Origin of the sequence: Nocardiopsis sp. N85, assembly GCF_028882275.1 — a bacterium.
In the GTDB taxonomy this organism is placed as follows: Bacteria; Actinomycetota; Actinomycetes; order Streptosporangiales; family Streptosporangiaceae; genus Nocardiopsis; species Nocardiopsis lambiniae.
This window is the reverse complement of record NZ_JARBUT010000003.1, coordinates 339,228-364,678: the sequence shown is the minus strand read 5'-3', so window position 1 is coordinate 364,678 and position 25,451 is coordinate 339,228. Positions and strand designations below refer to the sequence as shown.

Genomic DNA, 25,451 nt, shown 5'->3' with positions numbered 1-25,451 from the left:
CCTGGGCCTCACCGTGACCCTGATCGTGGCGGCGTTCCTGCTGCTCTGAACCGTTCTCCCCGGATCCGGACCCGGCCGCCCGCACGCGCGGGCGGCCGGGTCCGTCTTCGTCGGGTCACGGGGTTGACGAGACCCCCTCCGCTCTGGTTAGGTAAGGCATGCCTAATGGAGAGTGTTCCGGGCGGACGGGCTTCGCGCGGATGGCCATCCGCCCGGACCTTCTCCCCAAGGCATCGCGCTGTTCTCACGAACAACGGGAAGAACCGGTGTCCACGCCTCCGTGAGTCCAACGGGATCTGCGGGGATCTCGCACGGAGGGGACACCGGGACGGGGCGCACACGCCTCCGGACGGAGCAGGCCGGTACCGTCCACCCCAAGGCCTCGGGGTGTACGCTCGCCACGCCGGTACCGGACGGATCCGTACGGAGGCGGCCTCGGAACGACGCGTCCGGGGGTCGCGTCGCGCACGAAGGGACCTGCGGGGGTCTCGCGCGACGCGCCCCGGAAGGCGCTCCTCCCCCTCCCGGCCTCGGGGAACGCGTATCAGGGTCCGGCGCACGCGCCGGGCCCTCGCTCGTGTCCGAAGCGGGTCAGGCCCGGATCAGCAGCCTCTTGAGGAGCTCGCCCAGTCGGTGGGCCCGCCGCCGGACGATCTCCATGGCCCGGTCCTCCTGGAACGGATCCAGGATCGCGCCCATGGCGTCGTTGCTGATGATCGACAACCCCAGGACCTCGGCGCCCATCTCCACGGCCGCGATGGTCTCCAGGGGGATCGACCGGCCCGCGACGTCGGCGCCGGCCTGGCGCAGCACCTTCGACTCGGTCGGGGTCTGCAACTGGGGCCCCAGCGTGGCCGCGTACACGCCCTCGGCCAGGGAGGCGTCCACCTCGTGGATGAGCCGGCGCAGTCGGGGGCTGTAGGCCGAGGACAGGTCGACGAACGACGGCCCGGTCAGCGGTGACCGCGCGGTCAGGTTGATGTGGTCGCTCAGGACCACCGGCTGCCCCGGGGCGATGTCCACGCGCAGGGAGCCGGCCGACCCCGTCAGGACGACCAGTTTCGCCCCCGCGGCCACCCCGGTGCGCACCGGGTGCACGATCTGCATGGGGGTGTACCCCTCGTACAGGTGCAGCCGTCCCATGAACACGACCACCCGTTTGTCGCCCACCCACATGCTGCGGACCTTGGAACTGTGGCCCTCGGCGGTCGGCGCGTGGAAACCGGGCAGCTCGGACGAGTCGAACTCGATGTCCGGGGAACCGAGCGTGTCCACGGCGTCCGTCCACCCGGAACCGAGCACCACCAGGGCGTCGAAACCGTCGGCCCCGGCGCGCGTCAGGAGTGCGTCCGCCGCCGTGGCCGCCAGTGCTCTGGCCTCTTGGGTCGTCCTCGGTGGCTGCTCTGTTTCGCTCACACAGCGGATGCTACCGCCGTGTAGGCGGATGATTCCGGAACGCAACGCAGAGGGGGCGGTTCTGGGAATGCCGGCCGAACATCGCGGCCCCGCATCGGGGTGGGTGCGGAATCCGCCGGTCCGTATGACCGACAATGGGTGTAAGCGAGAGAACCAGGTGCTGCCCCGTCATGCCCTCATCACGTCCCCGATCGGGACCCGGGGGTCGGCGGTCCGGCCGAAGAGGGAGTGAAGCAGAGTGACGAAGGTCGTGATCATCGGGGGCGGTCCCGGGGGCTACGAGGCGGCACTGGTCGCCGCGCAGCTCGGCGCGAACGTGACGGTGGTGGACCGGGACGGCATCGGCGGAGCCTGCGTCCTCACCGACTGTGTTCCCTCCAAGAGCCTGATCGCCACCTCCACCCGCACCACCTACGTGCGGGAGTCCGAGACCCTCGGCATCCAGGTGGACGACCAGATCGACGGCAAGTCCTCCGTGCACGTGGACCTGACCGCGGTCAACACCCGGATCAAACTCCTGGCCCAGGCCCAGTCCGACGACACCCGCGCCCGCCTGATCAAGGAGGGCATCGAGGTCGTCAACGGCGAGGCCCGCCTGGTCGACCCGCACATCGTCGCCGTCGGCGACACCCGCATCCACGCCGACGTCATTCTCATCGCCACCGGCGCCCACCCCCGTGAGCTTCCCTCCGCCCGCCCCGACGGCGAGCGCATCCTCACCTGGCGTCAGCTCTACGACCTCGACGAGCTCCCCGAGAAGCTCATCGTCGTCGGTTCCGGCGTCACCGGCGCCGAGTTCGCCAGCGCCTACCAGTCCCTCGGCTCGAACGTGACACTGGTCTCCTCCCGCGAGCACGTCATGCCCACCCAGGACGTCGACGCCGCCCGGGTGCTCCAGGAGGTCTTCCTGCGCCGGGGCATGACCGTGCTCAACCTGACCCGCGCCGAGTCGGTCGTGCGCACCGACGACGGGGTGCTGGTCACCCTCTCCGACGGGCGCACCGTCGAGGGCTCCCACTGTCTGATGACCGTCGGCATGATCCCCAACACCGACGGCCTGGGCCTGGAGGAGGCCGGCGTGCGCCTGGGGCAGGGCGGGTTCGTCGAGGTCGACCGCGTCTCGCGCACCACCGTCCCCGGCGTGTACGCCGCCGGCGACTGCACCGGCGTCAACATGCTCGCCTCCGTGGCCGCCATGCAGGGTCGCATCGCCATGTGGCACGCCCTCGGCGAGGCCGTCTCGCCCCTGAAGCTGTCCACGGTCGCCTCCACCGTGTTCACCCACCCGGAACTGGCCGCCGTCGGCGCCAGCGAGGACGACGTGCGCAGCGGCCGCATCGACGGCCGATCCGTCACCCTGCCGCTCAACACCAACCCGCGCGCCAAGATGAACGAGGTCAAGGACGGCTTCGTCAAGCTCATCTGCCGCCAGCACACCGGCATCGTGCTGGGCGGGGTCATCGTGGGCCCGCGCGCCAGCGAACTGATCCTGGCGGTGTCGGTGGCGGTACAACAGCGCCTGACCGTGGACGACCTCGCCCACACCTTCGCGGTGTACCCCTCCCTGTCGGGCAGTGTCACCGAGGCCGCCCGTTCCCTGATGCTGGCCTCCCCGGAGTAGCCCGCCGGACCGGTCCGTCCCCGGTGCCGCGGACGGGCCGGTCTTATGCCTCCTTCACCTTCGAGGGCGTAACGTCCCGGTGTGATCTGTCCCAAGTGCCAAAGCCACATGCGCACGTTCGACCGTCAGGGCGTCCACATCGAACGATGTGACGGGTGCCAGGGCATCTTCCTGGACCGCGGCGAGCTGGAGCGCATCGTCGACGCCGAGCAGCGCCACTACGGTGTCGCGCCGCCGCCGGACCCGCAGGCCCCTCCGCTCACGCGCGGTCCCGCGCAGCCGGGGTACCCCCGACAGGGCTACCCGGCCCGCGGATACCCCGACTCGCCCCACGGCTACCGCGGCGGCTATCCGGACTCCCCCCGCGGCTACAGCGACTCGCCGCGCCCCTATCGGCGCCGCAAGGGCTTCCTCGAACAGCTCTTCGACTAGGAGCGCCTCCGCCACGTGCACCCGCTGATCTGTACGCACTGCGGGGAGTGGGACCCGGCCCCCGACACCTCGTCGGGGGTCTCCGTGCTGCGCTGCTCCTCCTGCGCGCGCACCCGCCCGTTCCTGCGGCTGCCCCTGTACTGCGTCTCCGGGCCCAGCGGTACCGGCAAGTCGACGATCGCCGGCCTGCTGCTGGAGCGCCTGCGGGACCGGTTCGTCGTGCTCGAACAGGACCTTTTGTGGGTGGGCGGGTTGCGCGACCCCGCCGACCACCACCGACTGTTCCGCTCCACCTGGCTGCGCACCGCCGCCATGGTGCAGCAGAGCGGGCGACCCGTCGTCCTGTGCGGCACGGTGGTCCCGCCGGAGTTCGAGCCGCTGCCCGAGCGCGCCCTGTTCACCGACGTCCACTACCTGGCGCTCACCTGTGCGCCGGAGGTCCTGGCGGAACGTCTCCGGGCCCGGCCGGCCTGGCGGGAGTGGGACGAGGAGCGCGTCGCCGAGACCCTGGAGTTCGCCGCGTGGGTGGCGGGCGAGGCCGACCGGCTCACCCCGCCGCTCACCCTGGTGGACACCACCGACACCGATCCCGTGCGCACCGCCGACCGCGTCGTCTCCTGGATCGAGGCACTCCACACGGCCGCGACCTGAACGAACACGAAGACCCCGGGCGGTGGGCCCGGGGCCGTTCGTCGTTCGGGTGGGACGGTGGTCAGAAGTCGAAGCCGCCGAAGTCCCCGCCGCCGTCGCCGAAGTCGCCTCCGCCGAAGTCCCCGCCGCCGAAGTCGCCCTCGGCACCGACGTCACCGGTGGGATCGCCCATCCCCATACCCATGCCCATCATGGACCCCATCATGGATCCCATCATCATGCCGGCGAACATGCCCATCATCATGTCCATGCCGAAGTAGCCGCCGGCGTAGGGCGAGTAGGCCGGGCCCGCGTCGTAGTACGGCACACGGCGGCCGTCCACCTCGACCAGGCGCACGTCGTCGGGGTGCATGCCGCTGTTGACCGCCTGGGCGCAGACCGCGCAGGCCGGGACCGCGCGGGGCGAGCCGCCGGGCGGGGCCCAGGTGACGTCCTCCACGGACGGACCGTGCTGGGGGTTGAAGAAGCAGGGGCCGCGCCGCTCCGGCACCGGGTCCCCGTTGAGCCGGGCCCGGGTCGCCGTCATGTAGTAGCGGCCGTCCTCCAGGGAGTTGGTGACCTGGCGGATCTCCTCGGGCTCGCGGATGGTGTCCAGCCGGGACTTGGCCTGGTCGTAGGCGTCCATCGCACGCGAGTAGTCGGTGCGGGTGTCGTCGTCCACGGCGGAGATGTCGATCTCCAGCCGGGCGACGTCCTCGCCCAGGCGCACGACGTCCTCGGTGGCCATCTGCTTGATCTCGGCCAGTTCCTTGGCCTTGCGCTCGGCTTCCTTGCGGCGGTTGTTGCGGACGTACAGGAAGATGCCCGCGCCGATCAGCACCACGATGAGGAGCAGGCCCCACAGCGCGGTGGCCCCGGCGGCGGCGGAGTCCTCCACCTGCTGTGCGGCGTCGGGGACGGCGACCAGGGTGTCGATCTGGTTGCCGCCGCCCTCGCGCAGCGCGATCTCGCGGATGGCCTCGGTGTCCTCGACGTCCGGTGACAGGACCCGGAACTCCTCCGAGCCGGCCAGCACGCCGTACAGGCCGTCGCCGACGTCGGACATGACCGGCTCCATCAGCGCGTTGAGCGCCGAGTCGGAGTTGATCGCGTCGGTCGGCAGGATCACGTAGTAGACGGGGACGTCCGCACCGGCCGCGGCGGCCTCCAGGGCTCCCTCCTCGGCGGCCGGGATCGCGTCGATGCTCGGATCGATGAAGACGCCGTCGCTCTCCAACTCCTGGGCGATGGCGTTGCTGTCGGGGGCTTCCACGGTGTCGGCGACCGCGGGTGTCACCGCGGAGCTCACCACCGCGGCCGCGATACCGGCGGTCAGCACGGTGGGCGTTACCAGGCGGCGCAACATGTCGTTCCTCTCGCTTCCCTCACACCTCTGGGACGAATGGAGGGTCCTTCAGGTTCCCATGGTGACGGGTCTCTCCGCTCCCTCCGCGCACGCGCAACGGCCCGCCGGACTTCCGGCGGGCCGTTGCGGCGGGGATGAGGAAGGGGCTATTCCCTCGCGGTGCCCGCGGGCACCTTCGCGGTCTCCTCGGAGTCCTTCCGGTCGGCCTCGTCGGTCTCCTCGTCCAGCGGGACGAAACCGGAGGCGTCACGCGGCGCGTTGTAGCGGGCCAGGTCCAGGATGCCCTCGCGCTTGGCGACGATCGCCGGGATCAGCGCCTGACCGGCCACGTTCACCGCGGTGCGGCCCATGTCCAGGATCGGGTCGACGGCCAGCAGCAGACCCACGCCCTCCAGGGGCAGCCCCAGGGTGGACAGGGTCAGGGTCAGCATGACGGTGGCGCCGGTGGTCCCGGCGGTGGCGGCCGAGCCGATCACCGACACGAACACGATGAGCAGGTAGTCCGTGAGGCCCAGGCTGATGCCCGGGAAGAACTGGGCGATGAAGATCGCCGAGATCGCCGGGTAGATCGCGGCGCAACCGTCCATCTTCGTGGTCGCGCCGAAGGGCACCGCGAACGCGGAGTAGTAGCGCGGCACGCCCAGGTTCTGCTCGGTGACCCGCTGGGTGACCGGCATGGTGCCCATCGACGAGCGCGACACGAAGGCGAGCTGGATCGCGGGCCAGGCGCCGGTGAAGTACTTGATCGGGGACAGGCCGTTGAGGCGGGCGATCACCGGGTAGACGACGAACAGCACCAGGGCCAGGCCGATGTAGACGGTCAGCGTGTACTTGCCGAGGGCACCGATGGTGTTCCAGCCGTAGCTGTAGACGGCGTTGCCGAGCAGGCCGACGGTGCCGATCGGGGCCAGGCGGATGACCCACCACAGGGCCTTGAGCACGACCTGGAGCGCCGACTCGGTGAACGAGATGAACGGCTCGGCGGCCTTGCCGGTCTTGACCGCGGCGATGCCCAGGACGATCGCGATGACGATCAACTGGAGGACGTTGAAGCCCAGCGAGGTGCTCGCGTCCAGGCTCAGGGAGCCGTCGTCGCCGACGGTGACCGAACCGGACGTGTCCGCGGCCAGGCCCAGGAAGTTCGCGGGGACCAGGCTCTCGATGAAGGCCAGCCACGAGCCCGTGGTGGAGGGCTCGGCGACGGCACCGGGGTCGACCGCGCTGTTCAGTCCCGGTCGGATGAGCAGGCCCAGGCCGATGGCGATGGCCACCGAGACCAGGGCGGTGACGGCGAACCACAGCAGGGTCTTCCAGGCCAGCCGCGCGGCGTTGGTGACGTTGCGCAGGTTGGCGATGGAGGAGATGACGGCGAGGATGATCAGCGGCGGGACGATGGTCCGCAGCAGTGAGACGAAGGTGCCGCCGATGGTCTGGAGGGTGACGGCGAGCCAGTTCGGCTCACCCTCCTCCCCGACGGGGCCGATCTGGAGGGCGACGAAGCCCAGGACGAGACCGAGGACGAGGCCCAGGAGGACCTGGACACCGAATGACGGAAGCGGGAAACGCCGCTTCCCGACCGTGGAGGTCTGTGCGGACACGGAAGTGACTCCAAGCGGATGGGTGCGGCCGGAGCGCGGGCACGACACGGCGATCGGCCTGTGGGCGTGCTGGATCTCCGGCTCGGGGAATGTGTGCGTGTGTCACCGGAGGAAGGGGTGACGGTGGGGGCGGGGGATGGGTGCGCGGCGCGCTGCCTCGACGGGCGCGCTCAGGCCTGGCTACACGCCTGACAACCGCGGCGGCACAGGTCGATGTGCCAGCGGCGGGTCAGTCCCCAGATGTTCGTCACAAGCGAGAACGATATACGGCCTTTTCTGCCTTTTCCATAGGTCGAGACCGAGGTTTCTTACATCCGATGACCGGATCGTCGCCCCGATCGGCGTTCCCGTCGCTCTTCCCGTGCCGGGTGCGGCGAGAATCACCCTCCCCGGGGTGTGGACGCGATGATGTGCGGAAGGCACCCCGGTGAGGTGAGGGACATGGCCACCGTGAGCGACGAGAACGATCCGATGATCGGAGACGAGATCTCCGCATCCACTGTGGCCGGGGTCGAGACCGCCGCCGAGCCGTTGCCGTGATCTCTGCTCCAGCCCTCTCCCGGCGGGTTCACCGCCGAGGACCTGGACCGCATCCCGGATCTTCCGCCGCACACCGAACTCATCGACGGAAGCCTGGTCCTGGTGAGCCCCCGGAAACGTTTCCACATGCGCATGATCCGCCTGCTCGAACCCCAGATGCTCGACCAGGTCCCCCAGCTGTTGTGCGAGGACGGTGAGCGCACACCCGAAGCACACGAGCGGCCCGGCAGTGCGGTGGGGGTGGACCGGGGGGTGGCGGTGGCCACCAGCGACGGCGACCTGTGCGACCGCACCTTCCAGACCCCCGAAGAGCACGAGCGGGAACGGCGCCTGCGGCGGCGGTTGTCCCGTCGGTGCAGGGGGTCGAAGAACCGGGCCGAGACCAGGGCCGCGCTGCGGGCACTGACCGGGAAGGTCCGTGCCCGCAAGGGCTGACTTCTGCGCGCGGACCGCGTCTGTGCCGTGCGCGAAGGACGCGGTGGTGCTGGAGAAGCCCCAGACGAGGAACATGACCGCCTCCGCGAAGGGCACCGCCGAAGCGCCAGGGCGGAACGTGAAACGGAAGGCGGGGTTGAACCGGGCGATCCTGGCCAAGGGTCGGCACGGTTTCAAGCGCGCATGTGAGAACGCGGCCCGGCGGACCGGGACGAGGATCGTTCAGGTCGATCCCGCGTACACGTCGCAGACCTGCCATCCGTGCGGACACGTCGCAGCACAGAACCGAGAGAGCCGATCGGTCTTTCGTCGCGTCGCGTGCGGGCACCGGGCCAACGCCGATGTCAACGCGGCCAGAAACACCCTTACGCGCGGATGGACCAACAGCCTCTTACCGGAGTGAACCGTGCCAGCCTGCGGAGACCTCTGGGAAGCCATGTCGACGAAGCAGGAACCGGCTGCCGCCGCGAGGCGGACAGCACCGGCCGGGCCGTCAGGCCCGGCCGGAATCCTTCTCGTTCACGAGGAGGGGGAAGTCAACTCGCAGATGACGGCGCCGTTGCCGACGGCCTCACCCGCGCTCACCTTCAACCCGGTCACCGTGCCCGAGCGGTGAGCCGCCAGCGGCTGCTCCATCTTCATCGCCTCGATGACCACCACGGTGTCGCCCTCGGACACCTCCTGGCCCTCGGCGACCACGACCTTGACCACGGTGCCCTGCATCGGCGACACCAGGGCGTCGCCGGAGGCGGCGGCCGCGCCGCCGCCGGACCGGGAGGCGCGCTTCTTCTTCCCCGCCGGGGCGGCCGGGGCCGCCCCCACGTTGAGCGCGGCGGGCAGCACCACGTCGATGCGCTTGCCGCCGACCTCCACCGTCACGGTCTCGCGCGCGACCGGCTCGGCCTCGCCCGGGGTGCCGGACCACGGCTCGATGCGGTTGTCGAACCCGGTCTCGATCCACCGGGTGTACACCCCGAACGGCTGCTCCGGGTCGGCGGGGGCGAACGCCGGGTCCTCCACCACCGCCTGGTGGAAGGGGATCACCGTCGGCATGCCGCCCACCACGAACTCCGCCAGCGCCCGCCGCGCCCGCTCCAGCGCCTGGGTGCGGGTGCGCCCGGTGACGATGAGCTTGGCGACCATGGAGTCGAACGCCTGCGGCACCGTGAACCCCGCCTCGCAGCCGGTGTCCACCCGCACGCCCGGCCCGCCCGGCAGGGAGAACTCGGTGATGGTCCCCGGAGCGGGCATGAAGCCCCGTCCCGGGTCCTCGGCGTTGATCCGGAACTCGAAGGAGTGCCCGCGCACCTGCGGGTCCCCGTACCCCAGCTCCTCGCCGTCGGCGATCCGGAACATCTCCCGCACCAGGTCGATGCCGGTGACCTCCTCGGTCACCGGGTGCTCGACCTGGAGGCGGGTGTTCACCTCCAGGAAGGAGATGGTGCCGTCCACGCCCACGAGGAACTCGCAGGTGCCCGCGCCCACGTAGCCCGCCTCCTTGAGGATGGCCTTGGACGCCGAGTACAGCCGGTCCGTCTGGTCGGCGGACAGGAACGGTGCCGGGGCCTCCTCCACCAGCTTCTGGTGGCGGCGCTGCAGCGAGCAGTCGCGGGTGGACACCACCACGACGTTGCCGTGGGAGTCGGCCAGGCACTGGGTCTCCACATGCCGGGGTTTGTCGAGGTAGCGTTCCACGAAGCACTCGCCGCGCCCGAACGCGGTGACGGCCTCGCGCACCGCCGACTCGTAGGCGTCGCCGACCTCCTCCAGGGTGTGGGCGACCTTCAGCCCGCGCCCGCCGCCGCCGAACGCGGCCTTGATCGCGATGGGCAGCCCGTGCTCCTCGGCGAACGCCACGACCTCCGCGGCCGAGTCCACCGGGTCCGGGGTGCCCGCCACCAGGGGGGCGCCGACCTTCTGGGCGATGTGGCGGGCCTGTACTTTGTCGCCCAGGGCGGTGATCGCGGCGGGGGGCGGCCCGATCCAGGTGAGCCCGGCGTCGATGACGGCCTGGGCGAAGTCGGCGTTCTCGGCGAGGAACCCGTAGCCGGGGTGGACGGCGTCGGCTCCGGACTCGGCGGCGATCCGCAGGAGTTTGCCGATGTCGAGGTAGGAGTCGGCCGGGGTGGACCCGCCCAGGGAGTAGGCCTGGTCGGCGACCTTGACGTGCAGGGCGTCCAGGTCGGGCTCGGCGTAGACGGCGACGCTGTCCAGCCCTGCGTCGCGACAGGCGCGGGCGATGCGCACGGCGATCTCGCCGCGGTTGGCGATCAGAACTTTACGCACGGTGGAGATCCTTCTGCTGTGGGGTGGGGCGGATGCGCCGACCGCTCCCCTTGGAGTCTAGGTAGTGTCGGTGTCACCGCAGGCTCGTCCGCCAGGCCCCGGGGCCTGGGCGCAGCGGGGAGCGCAACCCTCGGGCGCGGTCGCGCCAGGCCGAGGGCCGCTCCGGGGTGGTCGGCGCCGCCGCCGCGGCGCGCGCCGCGGCGGCCCGGGCGGCGAGCACCGCGGTGAGGGCGGCGATCTCCTCGGCGGTGGGCTCGCCCCGGACGACGACCAGGTGCGGTGGCGTGTGCTGGGCGCTCACAGCGGGATGTTCCCGTGCTTCTTGGGGGGCAGTTGCCTGCGCTTGTTCGCGAGCGCGCGCAGCGCCTTGGCGACCTGTACCCGGGTCTCCGAGGGCAGGATCACCCCGTCGACGTAGCCGCGCTCGGCCGCCGAGTAGGGGTTGAGGAGCGTGTCCTCGTACTCGCCGATGAGGCGGGTCCGCTCGGTCTCGACGTCCTCGGCCGCCGCCAGGGTGCGCCGGTGCAGGATGTTCACCGCGCCCTGGGCGCCCATGACCGCGATCTGCGCGGTGGGCCAGGCCAGGTTGATGTCGGCGCCCAGGTGCTTGGATCCCATGACGTCGTAGGCGCCGCCGAACGCCTTGCGGGTGATCACGGTGAGCAGCGGGACGGTGGCCTCGGCGTAGGCGTACAGCAGCTTGGCGCCGTGGCGGATGATGCCGTCCCACTCCTGGTCGGTGCCGGGCAGGAACCCGGGCACGTCCACGAAGGTCAGCACCGGGATGTTGAAGGCGTCGCAGGTGCGCACGAACCGGGCGGCCTTCACCGACGCGTCGATGTCGAGGCAGCCGGCCAGGCTCATGGGCTGGTTGGCGACGATGCCGACGGAGCGCCCGTCCACGCGACCGAACCCCACCACCATGTTGGTGGCGAACAGGGAGTGGACCTCCAGGAAGTCCCCGTCGTCCACGACGGTCTCGATGACCGTCTTGATGTCGTAGGGCTGGTTGGCGGAGTCGGGGACGAAGGAGTCCAGCGCCCGGTCGGCGTCGTTGACCTCCTCGCCCGGCTCGTCCTCGGGCGCCAGGACGGGCGCGTCCTCCAGGTTGTTGCCCGGCAGGTGCGCCAGGAGGGCCTTGACGTAGTCGAGGGCGTCCTGTTCGTCGGCGCCCATGTAGTGGGCCACACCCGACCTGGTGTTGTGGGTGCGGGCACCGCCCAGCTCCTCCATCGAGACGTCCTCGCCGGTGACGGTCTTGATGACGTCGGGTCCGGTGATGAACATCTGCGAGGTCTCGTCGACCATCACGATGAAGTCGGTGAGGGCGGGGGAGTAGACGTGCCCGCCGGCCGCGGCCCCCATGATGAGGGAGATCTGCGGGACGACCCCGGACAGGTGGGTGTTGCGCTTGAAGATCTCGGCGTACAGGCCCAGGGAGACGACGCCCTCCTGGATGCGCGCGCCGCCGCCCTCGTTGATGCCGATGACGGGGCACCCGTTGGTGAGGGCGTGGTCGAGGACCTTGCAGATCTTCTCGCCGTAGACCTCGCCGAGCGATCCACCGAAGACGGTGACGTCCTGGCTGAACACGGCGACGGGACGACCGTCGACGGTGCCGTATCCGGTGACGACGCCGTCCCCGTAGGGCCGGTTGCCGGCCAGACCGAAGTTGGTGGACCGGTGCCGGGCCAGTGCGTCGAACTCGACGAACGACCCGGGGTCGAGCAGGGCGTCGATGCGCTCGCGCGCGGTCATCTTGCCCTTGGCGTGCTGTTTCTCAACGGCTCGCGCGGATCCCGCGTGCACCGCCTCGTAACGGCGTCGTTGCAGGTCGGCGAGCTTGCCCGCGGTGGTGTGGATGTCGATCTCGTCCGCGGACAGTGGTTCAGGGGCTTCGGTGGCCATAACTAGTGAGGTTAACTCCGAGGGGTGGCGGGGCGCGTACGCGCCCTGGGGTTACCCGCCAGTAGGCGAGACTCGATGCACACGGCCTCCGAGCGGCCCCCGTACGGTGGATCGCACCCCCCGGGCCATCCGAAAACCGTGACCCGGTGTGAATTCCGCGCCTTTTCGGAACAATTGTTAACGCGTCGGCAAAGGCTCGGAAATGAACCCCCGAGGACGCTCCCGAGCACCCGTTCTCTGTAGGGTCTGCCTTATGACAGCGGTAAGCGCAGAGCGCGCCAGCGCGCGCCAGGAAGTGCCCGAACAGCTCAGGAATGACGTCAAGCTGCTCGGCGAGATGCTCGGGACCGTTCTCGCGGAGAGCGGCGGCGAGGATCTGCTCGCCGATGTCGAGAAACTCCGCCACGCGGTGATCGGCGCCCGCGACGGTTCCGTCTCCGGTGAGGAGATCACCGCACTGGTGGCCGCCTGGCCGCTGGAACGCGCCAAGCAGGTCGCCCGAGCCTTCACCGTCTACTTCCACCTGGCCAACCTGGCCGAGGAACACCAGCGCATGCGCACCCTGCGCGAACGCGACGACGCGGACAACCCGCCCCGGGAGTCCCTGGCCGCGGCCGTGCGCGCCGTCCGCGAGGGCGCCGGCGACGCCGGAGGCCGGCACCTCGACGAACTGGTCGCGGGCATGGAGTTCCACCCGGTGTTCACCGCCCACCCCACCGAGGCCCGACGCCGCGCGGTCTCCACCTCCATCCTGCGGATCAGCGCCCAGCTCGACGACTGGCACGCCGCGCACGAGGGGAGCACGGCCGCCGCCGAGGCGCACCGCCGCCTGTTGGAGGAGATCGACCTCCTCTGGCGCACCTCCCAGTTGCGCTACACCCGGCTCGACCCGCTCGACGAGGTGCGCACCGCCCTGGCCGTCTTCGACGAGACGATCTTCTCCGTCATCCCCCACGTCTACCGGTCCCTGGACCGGGCGCTGGACCCCGAGGGCACCGGTGTCCGCCCGCCCCGCGCCGTCCCGTTCGTCCGCTACGGCAGCTGGATCGGCGGGGACCGCGACGGCAACCCCTTCGTCACCCACGAGATCACCCGTGAGGCGATGCGGATCCAGTCCGAACACGTGCTGCGCGGTCTGGAGACGGCGGCCGAGCGGATCGCCCGCACCATCACCGCCTACGGCAACCTCACCCCCGCCTCCCCGGCGCTGCTCGACGCGCTCTCCTCCGCCCGCGCCGGCCAGCCCACACTGCTGGCGGAGATCTCCGAACGCTCGCCCAACGAGCCGCACCGCCAACTCCTGCTGTACGCCACCGCCCGGCTGCGCGCCACCCGCGAACGCGACGCCGACCTGGCCTACCCGGCCCCCGAGTCCTTCCTCGCCGACCTGCGCGTCGTCCAGGAGTCCCTGGCCGCGGCCGGCGCGGACCGCCAGGCCTACGGGGAGCTCCAGCACCTCATCTGGCAGGCCGAGACCTTCGGCTTCCACCTCGCCGAACTGGAGATCCGCCAGCACAGCGAGGTGCACGCCGCCGCCCTGGCCGAGCTGCGCGAACAGGGCCTCGACGGTGAGCTGTCCGACCGCACCCGGGAGGTGCTCGACACCATCCGGGTCATCTCCTGGATCCAGGAGCGGTTCGGTGTGGAGGCCTGCCGGCGCTACATCGTCAGCTTCACCCGCTCCGCCGACGACATCGCGGCCGTGTACGCGCTCGCCGAGTACGCGCTGCCGGCCGACCGCCGCCCGGTCCTCGACGTCATCCCCCTGTTCGAGACCGGCGCCGACCTGGACGCCTCTCCCAAGGTGCTCGACGGCATGCTCGAACTGCCGCAGATGCAGGCACGACTGGAACAGAGCGGCCGCCGGGTCGAGGTGATGCTCGGCTACAGCGACTCCGCCAAGGACGTCGGCCCGGTCAGCGCCACCCTGCGGCTGTACGACGCCCAGGCCCGGCTGGCCGCCTGGGCCCGCCGCCACGACGTGCGCCTCACCCTGTTCCACGGCCGCGGCGGTTCGCTGGGTCGGGGCGGCGGGCCGGCCAGCCGCGCCCTGCTCGCCCAGGCGCCCGGCTCGGTCGACGGCCGCTTCAAGGTCACCGAACAGGGCGAGGTCATCTTCGCCCGCTACGGTCAGGCCGACCTGGCCCGCCGCCACATCGAACAGGTCGGCCACGCCGTCCTCATGGCCTCCACCGAGGACGTGCAGGAACGCGAGCGCTCCGCGGCCCTGAAGTACCGGGAGCACGCCGACACCATCGCCGCCGCCGCACAGGAGGCGTACCTGGAGCTCATCAACGGCGACGGGTTCGCCGCCTGGTTCTCCCGGGTCAGCCCCCTGGAGGAACTGGGAGAGCTGCGCCTGGGCTCGCGCCCCGCCCGCCGGGGCGCCGCGCGCGGCCTGGGCGACCTGCGCGCCATCCCGTGGGTGTTCGCCTGGACCCAGACCCGGGTCAACCTGCCCGGCTGGTACGGACTCGGCACCGGCCTGGCGGCCGTGACCGACGTGTCCCTGCTCCAGGCCGCCTACCGCGAGTGGCCCATGTTCGCGTCCCTGCTGGACAACGCGGAGATGAGCCTGGCCAAGACCGACCGCACCATCGCCGAGCGCTACCTGGCACTGGGCGACCGACCGGAACTGAGCGAGCGGGTCCTGGCCGAGTACGACCTCACCCGGACCCTGGTCCTGCGGGTGACCGGGCACACCAGGCTGTTGGAGAGCCGCAAGGTGCTCTCGCGCGCCGTGGACCTGCGCAACCCGTACGTGGACGCGCTGTCCCACCTCCAGCTGCGCGCCTTGGAGGCGTTGCGCTCGGAGGACGCCGGCACCCTGTCGTCCGAGGACCAGCAGCACCTGGAGCGGCTCCTGCTGCTGTCGGTCAACGGCGTCGCCGCCGGTCTCCAGAACACCGGCTGACCGTCCCCGCACGTGACGGCGTCCACGAGGACCGCCACGGCATCGCGTTCGACGTGACCGCACCGGCGCACCGTCCCCGACATCCGGGACGGTGCGCCGGTGTTCGCGCCCGCCGGGTCGGCGCTGCTGTAATGGGGTCATGACCAGCGCTCCCGAGTCCTTCCCGCGCCCGCCGCTCGACGCGGTGGCGCTCAACGCCGTCCTCGCCCGCCCCGACGGCATGTGGGAGCGGATCGAGGTGGTGCCCGAGGCCGGGTCCACCAACACCGAGCTGGCGGCCCGGGCCCGCGACGGCGCACCGCACGGGAGCGTGCTGGTCGCCGAACACCAGAGCGCGGGCCGGGGCAGGCTCGGCCGCGGATTCAGCACACCGCCGCGCGCCGCGCTCACCGTCTCCCTGCTGCTGCGCCCCACGGTGCCGGTCGGCCGGCTGGGCTGGCTCTCGGCGCTCATGGGCGTGGCCGCCGCCGGCGCGGTGCGCGGCACCACCGGTGTCGAGGCCGCCCTCAAGTGGCCCAACGACCTCATGGTCCCGGAGGCCTCCACCACCGGGCCCGAACGGGCCGACGGAAAGCTCGCCGGCATTCTCGCCGAGGTCGACTTCTCCTCCGGGGACCCGGCCGTGGTGGTCGGGATCGGGATCAACGTCTCCCAGAGCCGGGAGGAACTGCCCGTGGCCACCGCCGTCTCCCTGCGGGGCGAGGGCGCGACCGACCTCGACCGGGGCGTGCTGCTGGCCTCCCTGCTCGGGGAGTTCGAGGAGCTGTACACGATGTGGGCGGCCGCCGAGGGCGACGCCGAGGCCGCCGGACTGGCCGCCGCCTACCGCGACACCTGTGTCACCGTCGGTCGCCGGGTGCGGGTCCACCTGCCCGACGGCCTGGTCCTGAAGGGGACGGCCACCGGTATCGACGCGGACGGGCGGCTGGTCGTCGACGGCCCCGAGGGGGAACGGGCCCTCAGCGCGGGCGATGTCGTGCACGTGCGCCCCGACCGCTGAGGAGCGCGGGGGAGGGGACGGAGGGGGTTCGGAGAACGTCTCCGGAACGTTGTCCACAAGCCGGCGACGCGACCTTTCTGGACGGTACCGGCCTATGCCATGATCCGGATATGCCTATCGCGGACCGCTATCTCTCCGACGACGAGGAACTCGTCCACGTCGTGCGCCAACACTGGACCGTCCTCATCGAGGAGTTCACGGCGCTGCTGCTCATCGTCGCCGCCGTCGGCGCGGCGCTGTGGTTCATGCCGTGGGAGGAGACATGGGCGCTCATCGCCGCCGGAGTGGTCGGCGTGTTCGCCCTGATCGCCGCGCTGGCCTTCTGCGTCATCCCCCTGCTGCGCTGGTCCACCACCGTCTACATCCTCACCAACCGACGGCTGATGACCCGCGACGGCCTCATCTCCCGCCAGGGGCGGGACATGCCGCTCACCCGGGTCAACGACGTCTCCTTCAGCATGTCGATCTGGGAACGCATCATGCGGTACGGAACGTTGTCCGTGCAGTCGGCATCCGAACAGGAGGCCATCGTCCTCAAGAAGGTGCCCCGCCCGGAGTGGTTCCAGGCCGAGATCTACAAGAGGGTCAACGACGCCCACCGACCGGAGACCCCCGCCGGTCCCCAAGGGTGACCGTCCCCCCGACGGGCGGTGACCAGGGGCGTAAGCTGGAGGTGGCCCCGCGCGTCGCGACCTCGCCGCGCAGGTCCATAGTGCTCGCTCCCCGCACTGGCGGGGACGGTTCCGTGAAAGAGAACGTATGTCGTCGCGTCCTGACCCGAAAGTGATCGAGACCGCTCTCCTGGGCGGTGAGACGGTCTACACCAGGGAGCAGGCGATCGAGCTCGCCGCGGCCGACCCCGAGTTGGCCGGGCGCATCTGGCGTGCCCTGGGCTTTCCCACCCAGAGCGACGACACCGTCATCTTCACCGAGAGCGACGTGGAGGCCCTGAGGCTGGCGACCGGCCTGTTGGACGACGGCGTTCTCGACGAGGAGGCCGTGGTCCGCTTCGCCCGCGCCATGGGACAGACCATGGCGCGCCTGGCCGACTGGCAGACCAGCATCCTCAGCACCCTGCTCTTCCGCGAGGGCGAGGGCGCGGACGGGGCGGGTCCGTTGATGAACCAGGTCAAGGAGCTGCTGCCGGACGTCGAGCGGCTGCTGCTGCACATCTGGCGCCGCCAACTCGCCGCCTCCACCGCCCGCACCCTGGCGGTGATGTCCAACGGCGGCGACGGCGTGCCCAACTACTACCCGCTGATCGTCGGATTCGCCGACCTGGTCTCCTTCACCACGCTCAGCCGCGAACTCGACGAGGTCGAACTCGCCGAGGTGGTGGAGGGCTTCGAGGCCACCGCCGCCGACATCGTCGCCTCCGGTGGCGGCCGGGTCGTCAAGACGCTCGGCGACGAGGTGCTCTACGTCGCCGACGATCCCGTCAAGGCCGCCGACATCGCCCTGCGCCTGGCGTCGGGGGTCAAGACCCACGTGGAGGTGCCCGACGTGCGGGTCGGCCTGTCCACCGGTCCGGTGCTCACCCTGCACGGCGACGTGTTCGGCACCACCGTCAACCGGTCCAGCCGGCTCACCTCCTTCGCCCGGCCCGGCACCGTCCTCATCGACGAGGACCTGGCCCGCAGCCTGGAGGACACCGAGGGACTCCAGGTGGTCAAGGTACGGGCGCGGCACGCCCACGGGCTCGGCCTCATCCAGCCCTACACGCTGCGTCGCAACTTCGAGCCCGGCGGCCTCGCCTGACCGGCGCCCCCACCCGGCTCTCGCCCGAGTGGGGTGTGAGCGAGGCCCGCTCGGGATAGGCTTTGAACCGCCGAGCCAGTGATCCGCGACGTCAGGCGGTGGAGCCTTCGATGAGCGACCCTTACTCCGTCGTGCGGCTGCGCACCTCCGGACTCCTCAGCCTGGAGGGGGTCGAGTCCGTGGTCGAGAACAACGTGTGGATCGTCGGTGACGAGGAGAACGCGATCGTCATCGACGCGGCCCACGACCACCGTGCCATCGCCCGCGGGCTGGGCGATCGCGAACTCATGGCGATCGTGTGCACCCACGGACACGGCGACCACATCAACGCCGCCGTGGCACTGGCCGAACTCACCGACAGCCCGATCCTCCTGCACCCCGACGACGCCGACCTCTGGCATCGGGTCTACCCCGACCAGGAGCCGGACGCCCCCCTGCTGCACGGTGAGGTCCTCCAGGTGGGCGGCCTCGAACTGCGGATCCTGCACACCCCCGGGCACACCCCGGGCGGGGTGTGCCTCTACGCGCCCGCCATCAACGCGGTGTTCAGCGGTGACACGCTCTTCCCGGACGGTCCCGGTGCCACCGGTCAGCCGCTCTCGGACTTCCCGACCATCATCGCCTCGATCCGCGGTCACCTCACGGTCCTGCCCGAGGAGACGGTCGTGCACCCCGGTCACGGCGACTCGACCTCCGTCGGCGAGGCCGTCGCGCACCTGGACGACTGGGCGTCACGCGGATTCTGAGCCCGGCCCGGGAAAACCCGTGGCGCGCCCGCGACGGAGGCCCCTACCGTGGTGCCCGTTCCATCCCCGAGAGAACGAGGCCCTCGATGACCATGCCGGGGAAGGGCACCCGCGGGATCGTCGTCGACGGAGTCGCCTACCGCTGGCGGCACCGCTCCCGTCGAACGGCGGGCGGACCGCTCACCTTCGCGGTCGAACGCGAGAGCGCTCCCGGCCGTCTGATCTCGGTCACCCTGGGGGACCGGGGGCCGACCGCGCCCTGCTGTCCGTCCTGCGAGATCGTGGACGCGGAGCCCATCACCCCCGCCCAGGTCGCCGAGGCGGTCCGGGCCGCACTCGCCGACGGCTGGGACCCCGATGGCCCCGCCGGGGTGCACCGACTGGACATGCGCCCCTCGGCCGACGCGGGTACCCGACCGGCCGGGGGACGGCGGTGAACCGCGATCAGGGCCGCTCACCGGCGGGTCGGACCCGCAGCTCGAACGGGACCGCGCCCTTGATGACACCGTTGACCTGTACCTCCACCAGGTGCTCCCCGGGGTGATGCACACGGGTGCTGATCGGCCGCACCCGGTGGCGCTTCTCCAGCGTCCGCCGCTCGCCCGCGCACAGCTCCACGGTCGTCCATTTGAACACCTTGGGGCGGCGGGTGCCGTCGGCCCGCACGTAGTGGACCCGGTAGTCCACGATGACCGTGTGCGGGCGGTCGTCGGCGTTGACCAGGTCCACCCGCACGGTCAGGGTCTCCCCGAGATCGAGCGCGGCGGGGGAGACCCCCATCGCCTCGGCCCGCACGTGTTCGCCACCGGTCGCGCCCAGCAACGCCAAGGCCCTCTGGTCGCCCTTCTTGACCAGGGTGCGCAGTGCGTGCCGGACGGTCCACGCGGTCTCCGGGGTGGGGCTCTCCCGCAGCCACCGCTCGGCCAGGTCCAGGACCCGGTCGGGGTGATCGCGCGAGACGTCGTTGAGGTTGTTGGCGACCGAGGTGCGCACGTAGGCGGACGGGTCGTTGCGCAGCGACTCCAGGATCTCCAGCACGGGGCCGGGGTCGGTGACGAATTCCGTCATCCGCCGCGCCCACGGCAGCCGGGGACGCACCCCCTCGCCGGCGAACCGGCGCACGTTCGGATCCGGGTCCAGGGCGCAGGCCCGCATGAGCGCCAGGGTCGCCTCCCGGTGGTGCACGAGGAAGGGGCGCACCGCGAACTCGGAGGTGTGCCGCCGGGTGATCTCCACCAGAGCGGGCAGTGACGCCTCGGGGTGGGCGACCCCGTACTCCTCCACGAACCGGGCCACGGCCATCAGGTGGAACCCCTGGCCGTACATCCCGCCGCCCTCCACCAGTCCTTCGCCCAGCGAGGCCACGAGCACGGCGACCGCGTCGGGGTAGGACGCGGGCAACCGGGCGCGCAGGCTCTCGGCCATCACCATCACCCGGTCCTTGAGCTCCAGGGGGCCGACCCGGGCGTCCACCTCGGCGGCGTAGCCCTCCACGTCGAAGTCGGGGTACCGCTCCCGGATCGCCTTGCCCAACAGCCGCGCGGCCTCACCGTCGATGTGCCGTTTGAGGCTGTGGTCGTCCGTCATCGTTGCCCGCCCTCACCCGCCGTTCGAGGGAGCACAGTGTGCCGCTCCGCCCGGGAAAAGTCGAGATTCGCCATCAAGCGGATGAAAGGGCATCTCCTTCACTTCGGGACCATCCGGGCGCATCACTCCTCATCCGCCCCGTCCTCCGGTGAACGGTGGGCGCCCGGCCTCCGCGCCCGGCCCGCGTGTCCGTCCCGGGTTCGGCTTCCGTGTCCGCCCCGCGTGTCCGCCCCGGGGTTCGGTTCCCGCACCCCGGGGCGCGGTCGGCCGTTCCGGGCGGGCCTCTCACCGACGCGCGCCCGTGCCGCCCGGCGCGGATCCGGGGGCACGGGCGTGATGAGCCGGCCGAGGGGAGGGGACCGCACACTCCCCCCGGCCCGTGATCACTCCCGGGGGTGGCGGACGTTGGGGACGATCGGGGTGTCCTTCGGTCGGACGCCGATCTTGGACCCCAGCCACACCAACGGGTCGTACTTGCGGTCGGCGACGCGCTCCTTCATGGGGATGAGCGCGTTGTCGGTGATGCGGATGCCCTCCGGGCACACCTCCGTGCAGCATTTGGTGATGTTGCAGTAGCCCAGCCCGAACTCGTCCTGGGCGATCGCACGCCGGTCGGCGGTGTCCTCCGGATGCATCTCCAGTTCGGCCACCCGCATCAGGAAGCGCGGACCCGAGAAGTGCTCCTTGTTCTCTTCGTGATCACGGATCACATGGCACACGTTGTTGCACAGGAAGCATTCGATGCACTTGCGGAACTCCTGCGACCGCTCCACATCGACCTGAGCCATGCGGAAGTCGCCCGGCGACGTCGCCGGGTCCGGTGTGAACGACGGGATCTCCCGTGCCTTGTCGTAGTTGAACGACACGTCGCACACCAGGTCCCGGATCACCGGGAACGTGCGCATCGGCGTCACCGTGACGACCTCGTCCTCGGCGAACACGCTCATCCGCGTCATGCACGACAAGCGGGGCACGCCGTTGATCTCCACCGAGCACGACCCGCACTTGCCCGCCTTGCAGTTCCACCGCACCGCCAGGTCCGGGGTCTGCGTGGCCTGGAGACGGTGCAGCACGTCCAGCACCACCTCGCCCTCGTTGACCTCGACCCGGTACTCGGTCAGGTCCCCCTCGTCCGCGCCGCGCCAGACCCGGAACACCCGCTCGCTCATGCCCGCTCCTCCTCGTCCGCGTCGGCCGCCGTCTCGGGCAGCTCCTCCTTGGTCAGGTACTTCGCCAACTCGTCGGGATCGAACAGCGCCAACAGCTCCGGGGGGATGTCGGGGACCGGCCGCCGGCCCACCGTCACACCGCCGGGGCCGTCGACCCGTACCTCCAGGTTGAGCCGACGCCACCGCGCCGACATCTCGGGGAAGTCGTTGCGGGTGTGCCCGCCGCGCGACTCCTCGCGCTCCAGCGCCGCCGCCGCGATGGCCCGGGACACCACGAGCATGTTGGGCAGGGACATCGCCAGGTGCCAGCCCGGGTTGTACACCCGGTCCCCGGGCGCGCTCAGCCCGGTGGACCGCTCCTCCAGACGGGACAGCCGCTCCAGCGCCTCCGTGAGTTCCGGACCTCGCCGGATGATCCCGACCAGGTCGTTCATGGTGTCCTGGAGATCGGAGTGGAGCGTGTACGGGTTCTCGCCGGTGCCCTGTTTGAGGGAGGCCAACGCGTGCTCGGCGGCCTCGCGAGCCTTCGGCTCCACGGCCTCGTAGGGAATCCGGCGGCCGCCCGTGCCCGCCGTGTACTCCGCCGCGCCCAGTCCGGCCCGGCGGCCGAACACCAACAGGTCCGACAGCGAGTTGCCGCCCAACCGGTTGGACCCGTGCATGCCGCCCGCCACCTCGCCGGCCGCGAACAGACCGGGCACGTCGGTGGCGGCGGTCTCGGCGTCCACCCGCACCCCGCCCATCACGTAGTGGCAGGTGGGACCCACCTCCATGGCCTCGGCGGTGATGTCGACGTCCGCCAGCTCCTTGAACTGGTGGTGCATCGAGGGCAGCCGTCGGCGGATCTCCTCGGCGGGCAACCGCGTCGACACGTCCAGGAACACACCGCCGTGCGGTGACCCCCGGCCGGCCTTGACCTCGCTGTTGATCGCCCGTGCCACCTCGTCGCGGGGGAGCAGCTCGGGGGGCCTGCGGTGGTGCGCCGGGTCGTCGTACCAGCCGTCGGCCTCCGCCTCGGTCTCCGCGTACTGGGCGCGGAACACGTCCGGCACGTAGTCGAACATGAACCGCTTCCCGTCGGCGTTGCGCAGCACTCCGCCGTCGCCGCGCACCGACTCGGTGACGAGGATGCCCCGCACCGACGGCGGCCAGACCATGCCGGTGGGGTGGAACTGCACGAACTCCATGTTGATGAGCGACGCCCCCGCCCGGAGCGCCAGCGCGTGGCCGTCGCCGGTGTACTCCCAGGAGTTGGAGGTGGTGCGGAACATCTTCCCGATACCGCCGGTGGCCAGTACGACCGCGGGCGCCTCGAACACCACGAAGCCGCCGTCCTCGCGGCGGTAGCCGAACGCCCCGGTCACCGCGCCCTCGTGCACGAGCAGTTCGGTGATCGCGGTCTCGGGGAAGACCCGCAGCCTCGCGTCGGGATCGCCGAGTTCGGCGGCGTCGGCCTGCTGGAGCGCCACGATCCGCTGCTGAAGGGTCCGGATCATCTCCAGCCCGGTCCGGTCGCCCACGTGTGCGAGCCGGGGATACTCGTGCCCGCCGAAGTTGCGCTGGCTGATCCGGCCGTCGGCGGTCCGGTCGAACAGCGCGCCCCAGTACTCCAGCTCCAGGATGCGCTCGGGGGCCTCGCGCGCGTGCAGCTCGGCCATGCGGGGATCGTTGAGGAATTTTCCGCCGCGCACGGTGTCACGGAAGTGCACCCGCCACTCGTCGGCGGGGTTGGCGTTGCCGAGCGCGGCCGCGGCGCCGCCCTCGGCCATCACCGTGTGCGCCTTGCCGAACAGCGACTTGGAGATGACGGCGGTGCGCATGCCCTGTTCGCGGGCGGCGATGGCGGCGCGCAGCCCGGCGCCGCCCGCCCCGATCACCACCACGTCATAGGTGTGCCGGGTGAAGTCGGGTGCTCTCGAAGGAGCCATCGTGTGCCTTTCCGGGTCGGCCTCGTGCCCAGAGGTCAGTTGAAGAAGCGCGGATCGGTGATGACACCGCTCGACACGAGCGCGATGTAGGCGTCGGTGGCGATGAGGGTGGCGATGCTGGCCCAGCCGAAGTGCATGTGCCGGTCGTTGAGCCGGGAGACGCCGGTCCACAGCCGATAGCGGACCGGGTGGCGACCGAAGGCGCGCAGACGGCCGCCCATGATGTGCCGGCAGGAATGGCAGCTGAGCGTGTAGCCCCACAGCATGAGCACGTTGAGGAGCATGATGACGTTGCCCAGACCGACGCCGAAGCCGCCGTTCGTGCCGTGGAGGAAGGGCACGAACATGTCCCACGTGTTGATCAGGGTGATGACGAAGGCGACGTAGAAGAAGTAGCGGTGCCCGTTCTGGGGGAGCATCAGCGGCCGGGTCTCACCGGTGTACGACCGGTGCGGCTCCCGGACGGCGCACGCGGTGGGCGCCTGCCAGATCGAGCGGTAGTAGGCCTTGCGGTAGTAGTAGCAGGTCAGCCGGAACAGCAGCAGGAACGGCAGGCTGAGCAGGGCGTAGGGGACCAGCGGTGGGAACTCCACCGGCAGCCGCCCGAGCAGGGCGGCGTCGGGCGCGCACTGGGCCGCCAGACACGGTGAGTAGAACGGGGTCAGGTAGTGGTGCTCCTGGACCCAGTAATGGTCCTGTTGGAAGACGCGCAGGGTCGCGTAGACGACGAAGGTGGCCAGGCCCAATGTGGTGAACAGGGGGCCGAGCCACCAACGGTCGGTGCGCAGGGTGCGCTCTGGGATGCGTATCCGGGCGCGTGCGGGGGGCGCGCCTTCGGGCGGGGTCACCGTCGTCTCCACCTCCTGTGGAGTGCCCGGACGGGGCGCGGGTGGCCGCGTCCCACCATGGCGTTCTCCTGAGTGCCGGCCGGCCGCTGTGGCCGGAAGGGAACCGCTCTGTCACGCCACGTTAGGTGGCTGTGATGACGGTCACATCTCAGGCTCCACGAAACCCCGGGGAAATGGATGTGAAATGCGCCACTCTTTTTCTATTTTTTGTGTGCTCGTGTGGTGAGAACAAAAAGAAAAGGAGGGTATGGGATGTTTGTGACTTCCGTTAAAGAAGTGACGGAAGTGGCGGGAGTCAATCCTCGTCCTTTTCGCGGCCACCCGCGTCCGGGTCGGAGATGAGCACTTCCAGGTCCGGCCCCAGCTCCTCCGCCGACATCCCCAGCAGGTACTCGTTGAGGTGCCGCCGGAAGGCGTCCGCCGAGTGGGAGGGGTCCACGTCCTTGCGGCGCGCCAGCGCCACCGTGCGCAGCAGCCGGGGCCGGGCCAACGGTGTCCCCCGCAGGCCCGGACGGTTCTTGAGCACCATGCTCGGCACCACCGCCAGGCCCAGGCCCGCCTCCACGAAGCGCAGCACGGCGTCCATCTCTCCGCCCTCCACCGCCAGCCGAGGCTCGAACCCCGCCGCCCGGCAGGCCCGCAGCGTCGCCTCGCGCACGTCGTACCCCCGCCGGAACATCACCAGCGGCCGGTCCCGCAGCTCGGTGATCCGGATCGACGCCCGCCCGTTGGGTGAGGGCCTCGACATCGGACTGGCCACCACCAGGTTCTCCCGCAGGATCGGGGTGGTCGAGAAGTCCGGGTCGCTGCTGTGCAGCGGCAGGATGATCAGGGCCAGGTCCAGCTCACCCCGCCCCAGGTCGCGGATGAGGTCGCGCGACCCGCTCTCCTCGACGTTCAGCTCGATCCCGGGGTGACGCGCGTGGAAGTCGGCGAGCACGTCCGCCAGCAGCCCGGCGCACAGCGAGGGGGTGGCCCCCAACCGGACCCGCCCCCGGCGGATCCCCGCCAATTCGGCCACCTCGCGCCGGGCCGTCTCCAGATCCGTCAGGATGCGCTGGGCCAGCGGTAACAGCGCCTCGCCGGCCGGCGTGAGTGTGATATTTCCCCGGGCACGACTGAATAACGGCGCGCCCAACTCCTTCTCAAGGCTCCGGATCTGTTTGCTCAAGCTCGGCTGGGCGACGCGTGAAAGCTCGGCTGCGCGGGTGAAATGGCGCGTACGGGCGACGGCGACGAAGTAGGCGAGCTGTTGAAACTGCATGAGTC

Annotated in this window: 22 protein-coding genes and 1 pseudogene; 12 read left to right on the top strand and 11 right to left on the bottom strand. The window is 70.9% G+C overall.

Going from position 1 to position 25,451, the window contains the following annotated elements; genetic code table 11:
* Window positions 1–591: 591 nt before the first annotated feature.
* A complete protein-coding gene (locus tag PWG71_RS07395; RefSeq protein WP_274808779.1) occupies window positions 592–1,416 on the bottom strand; it encodes a purine-nucleoside phosphorylase in 825 nt (274 codons plus the stop codon).
* Between the two features lie 238 nt (window positions 1,417–1,654).
* Between PWG71_RS07395 and PWG71_RS07390 the strand changes: the two genes are divergently transcribed.
* The 3 genes from PWG71_RS07390 to PWG71_RS07380 all read left to right on the top strand — a co-directional run bounded on the left by PWG71_RS07390 (window position 1,655) and on the right by PWG71_RS07380 (window position 4,120).
* Complete coding sequence (locus tag PWG71_RS07390) at window positions 1,655–3,037, top strand: NAD(P)H-quinone dehydrogenase (protein ID WP_274808778.1); 1,383 nt, start codon at window positions 1,655–1,657, stop codon at window positions 3,035–3,037.
* An 81-nt stretch (window positions 3,038–3,118) separates the two neighbouring features.
* Window positions 3,119–3,469, top strand: a complete 351-nt coding sequence (locus PWG71_RS07385; protein WP_274808777.1) for a TFIIB-type zinc ribbon-containing protein — start codon at window positions 3,119–3,121, stop codon at window positions 3,467–3,469.
* Between the two features lie 15 nt (window positions 3,470–3,484).
* Window positions 3,485–4,120 carry an AAA family ATPase gene (locus tag PWG71_RS07380; RefSeq protein WP_274808776.1) on the top strand — a complete coding sequence of 212 codons (636 nt, stop codon included), beginning with the start codon at window positions 3,485–3,487 and terminating at the stop codon, window positions 4,118–4,120.
* Window positions 4,121–4,181: 61 nt separating this feature from the next.
* Here PWG71_RS07380 and PWG71_RS07375 read toward each other — a convergent pair whose 3' ends face one another.
* A complete protein-coding gene (locus PWG71_RS07375) occupies window positions 4,182–5,465 on the bottom strand; it encodes a chemotaxis protein CheA (protein WP_446724986.1) in 1,284 nt (427 codons plus the stop codon).
* Between the two features lie 146 nt (window positions 5,466–5,611).
* Window positions 5,612–7,063: a dicarboxylate/amino acid:cation symporter gene (locus PWG71_RS07370; RefSeq protein WP_274808775.1), complete on the bottom strand. Its 1,452-nt coding sequence runs from the start codon at window positions 7,061–7,063 to the stop codon at window positions 5,612–5,614.
* Between the two features lie 543 nt (window positions 7,064–7,606).
* On the opposite strand from PWG71_RS07370, the pseudogene PWG71_RS28755 reads away from it, so the two are divergent.
* From PWG71_RS28755 to PWG71_RS07360, 3 genes and pseudogenes are all read left to right on the top strand, one after another.
* Window positions 7,607–7,736, top strand: a pseudogene (locus tag PWG71_RS28755) (Uma2 family endonuclease); the annotation flags it as partial.
* Window positions 7,730–8,038 carry a hypothetical protein gene (locus tag PWG71_RS28665; RefSeq protein WP_342455943.1) on the top strand — a complete coding sequence of 103 codons (309 nt, stop codon included), beginning with the start codon at window positions 7,730–7,732 and terminating at the stop codon, window positions 8,036–8,038. The pseudogene PWG71_RS28755 and the gene PWG71_RS28665, both read left to right, overlap by 7 nt.
* A gap of 73 nt (window positions 8,039–8,111) precedes the next feature.
* Window positions 8,112–8,441 carry a zinc ribbon domain-containing protein gene (locus PWG71_RS07360; RefSeq protein ID WP_274808805.1) on the top strand — a complete coding sequence of 110 codons (330 nt, stop codon included), beginning with the start codon at window positions 8,112–8,114 and terminating at the stop codon, window positions 8,439–8,441.
* Between the two features lie 116 nt (window positions 8,442–8,557).
* Here the strand turns inward: PWG71_RS07360 and PWG71_RS07355 are convergent, their stop codons facing one another.
* The 3 genes from PWG71_RS07355 to PWG71_RS07345 all read right to left on the bottom strand — a co-directional run bounded on the left by PWG71_RS07355 (window position 8,558) and on the right by PWG71_RS07345 (window position 12,232).
* Window positions 8,558–10,324, bottom strand: coding sequence for an acetyl/propionyl/methylcrotonyl-CoA carboxylase subunit alpha (locus tag PWG71_RS07355; protein ID WP_274808774.1), 1,767 nt, complete (start codon window positions 10,322–10,324; stop codon window positions 8,558–8,560).
* Between the two features lie 73 nt (window positions 10,325–10,397).
* Window positions 10,398–10,625: an acyl-CoA carboxylase subunit epsilon gene (locus PWG71_RS07350; RefSeq protein WP_274808773.1), complete on the bottom strand. Its 228-nt coding sequence runs from the start codon at window positions 10,623–10,625 to the stop codon at window positions 10,398–10,400.
* Entirely contained in the window at window positions 10,622–12,232 is a 1,611-nt protein-coding gene (locus tag PWG71_RS07345; protein WP_274808772.1) for an acyl-CoA carboxylase subunit beta, read from the bottom strand. Before PWG71_RS07345 ends, PWG71_RS07350 begins: the two co-directional genes overlap by 4 nt.
* A gap of 337 nt (window positions 12,233–12,569) precedes the next feature.
* On the opposite strand from PWG71_RS07345, the gene PWG71_RS07340 reads away from it, so the two are divergent.
* From PWG71_RS07340 to PWG71_RS07315, 6 genes are all read left to right on the top strand, one after another.
* A complete protein-coding gene (locus tag PWG71_RS07340; protein ID WP_274808804.1) occupies window positions 12,570–15,146 on the top strand; it encodes a phosphoenolpyruvate carboxylase in 2,577 nt (858 codons plus the stop codon).
* 139 nt (window positions 15,147–15,285) lie between these two features.
* Window positions 15,286–16,146 carry a biotin--[acetyl-CoA-carboxylase] ligase gene (locus PWG71_RS07335; RefSeq protein ID WP_274808771.1) on the top strand — a complete coding sequence of 287 codons (861 nt, stop codon included), beginning with the start codon at window positions 15,286–15,288 and terminating at the stop codon, window positions 16,144–16,146.
* A gap of 110 nt (window positions 16,147–16,256) precedes the next feature.
* Complete coding sequence (locus PWG71_RS07330) at window positions 16,257–16,778, top strand: PH domain-containing protein (protein ID WP_274808770.1); 522 nt, start codon at window positions 16,257–16,259, stop codon at window positions 16,776–16,778.
* A gap of 127 nt (window positions 16,779–16,905) precedes the next feature.
* Window positions 16,906–17,904 (top strand): adenylate/guanylate cyclase domain-containing protein, encoded by a 999-nt coding sequence (locus PWG71_RS07325; RefSeq protein WP_274808769.1) that lies wholly within the window; start codon window positions 16,906–16,908, stop codon window positions 17,902–17,904.
* 110 nt (window positions 17,905–18,014) lie between these two features.
* Entirely contained in the window at window positions 18,015–18,650 is a 636-nt protein-coding gene (locus PWG71_RS07320; protein ID WP_274808768.1) for an MBL fold metallo-hydrolase, read from the top strand.
* A gap of 86 nt (window positions 18,651–18,736) precedes the next feature.
* Window positions 18,737–19,087 carry a hypothetical protein gene (locus tag PWG71_RS07315; RefSeq protein WP_274808767.1) on the top strand — a complete coding sequence of 117 codons (351 nt, stop codon included), beginning with the start codon at window positions 18,737–18,739 and terminating at the stop codon, window positions 19,085–19,087.
* 7 nt (window positions 19,088–19,094) lie between these two features.
* Here the strand turns inward: PWG71_RS07315 and PWG71_RS07310 are convergent, their stop codons facing one another.
* From PWG71_RS07310 to PWG71_RS07290, 5 genes are all read right to left on the bottom strand, one after another.
* Window positions 19,095–20,237 carry a DNA alkylation repair protein gene (locus PWG71_RS07310; RefSeq protein WP_274808766.1) on the bottom strand — a complete coding sequence of 381 codons (1,143 nt, stop codon included), beginning with the start codon at window positions 20,235–20,237 and terminating at the stop codon, window positions 19,095–19,097.
* A gap of 383 nt (window positions 20,238–20,620) precedes the next feature.
* The gene (locus PWG71_RS07305; RefSeq protein ID WP_274808765.1) at window positions 20,621–21,406 is read right to left on the bottom strand and encodes a succinate dehydrogenase/fumarate reductase iron-sulfur subunit; all 786 of its coding nucleotides are present in this window, start codon (window positions 21,404–21,406) and stop codon (window positions 20,621–20,623) included.
* The gene (locus PWG71_RS07300; RefSeq protein ID WP_274808764.1) at window positions 21,403–23,334 is read right to left on the bottom strand and encodes a fumarate reductase/succinate dehydrogenase flavoprotein subunit; all 1,932 of its coding nucleotides are present in this window, start codon (window positions 23,332–23,334) and stop codon (window positions 21,403–21,405) included. The genes PWG71_RS07305 and PWG71_RS07300 overlap by 4 nt, the downstream gene beginning before the upstream one ends.
* A 35-nt stretch (window positions 23,335–23,369) precedes the next feature.
* A complete protein-coding gene (locus tag PWG71_RS07295) occupies window positions 23,370–24,194 on the bottom strand; it encodes a hypothetical protein (RefSeq protein WP_274808763.1) in 825 nt (274 codons plus the stop codon).
* 283 nt (window positions 24,195–24,477) lie between these two features.
* A complete protein-coding gene (locus PWG71_RS07290) occupies window positions 24,478–25,446 on the bottom strand; it encodes a LysR family transcriptional regulator (protein ID WP_274808762.1) in 969 nt (322 codons plus the stop codon).
* Window positions 25,447–25,451 lie beyond the last annotated feature (5 nt).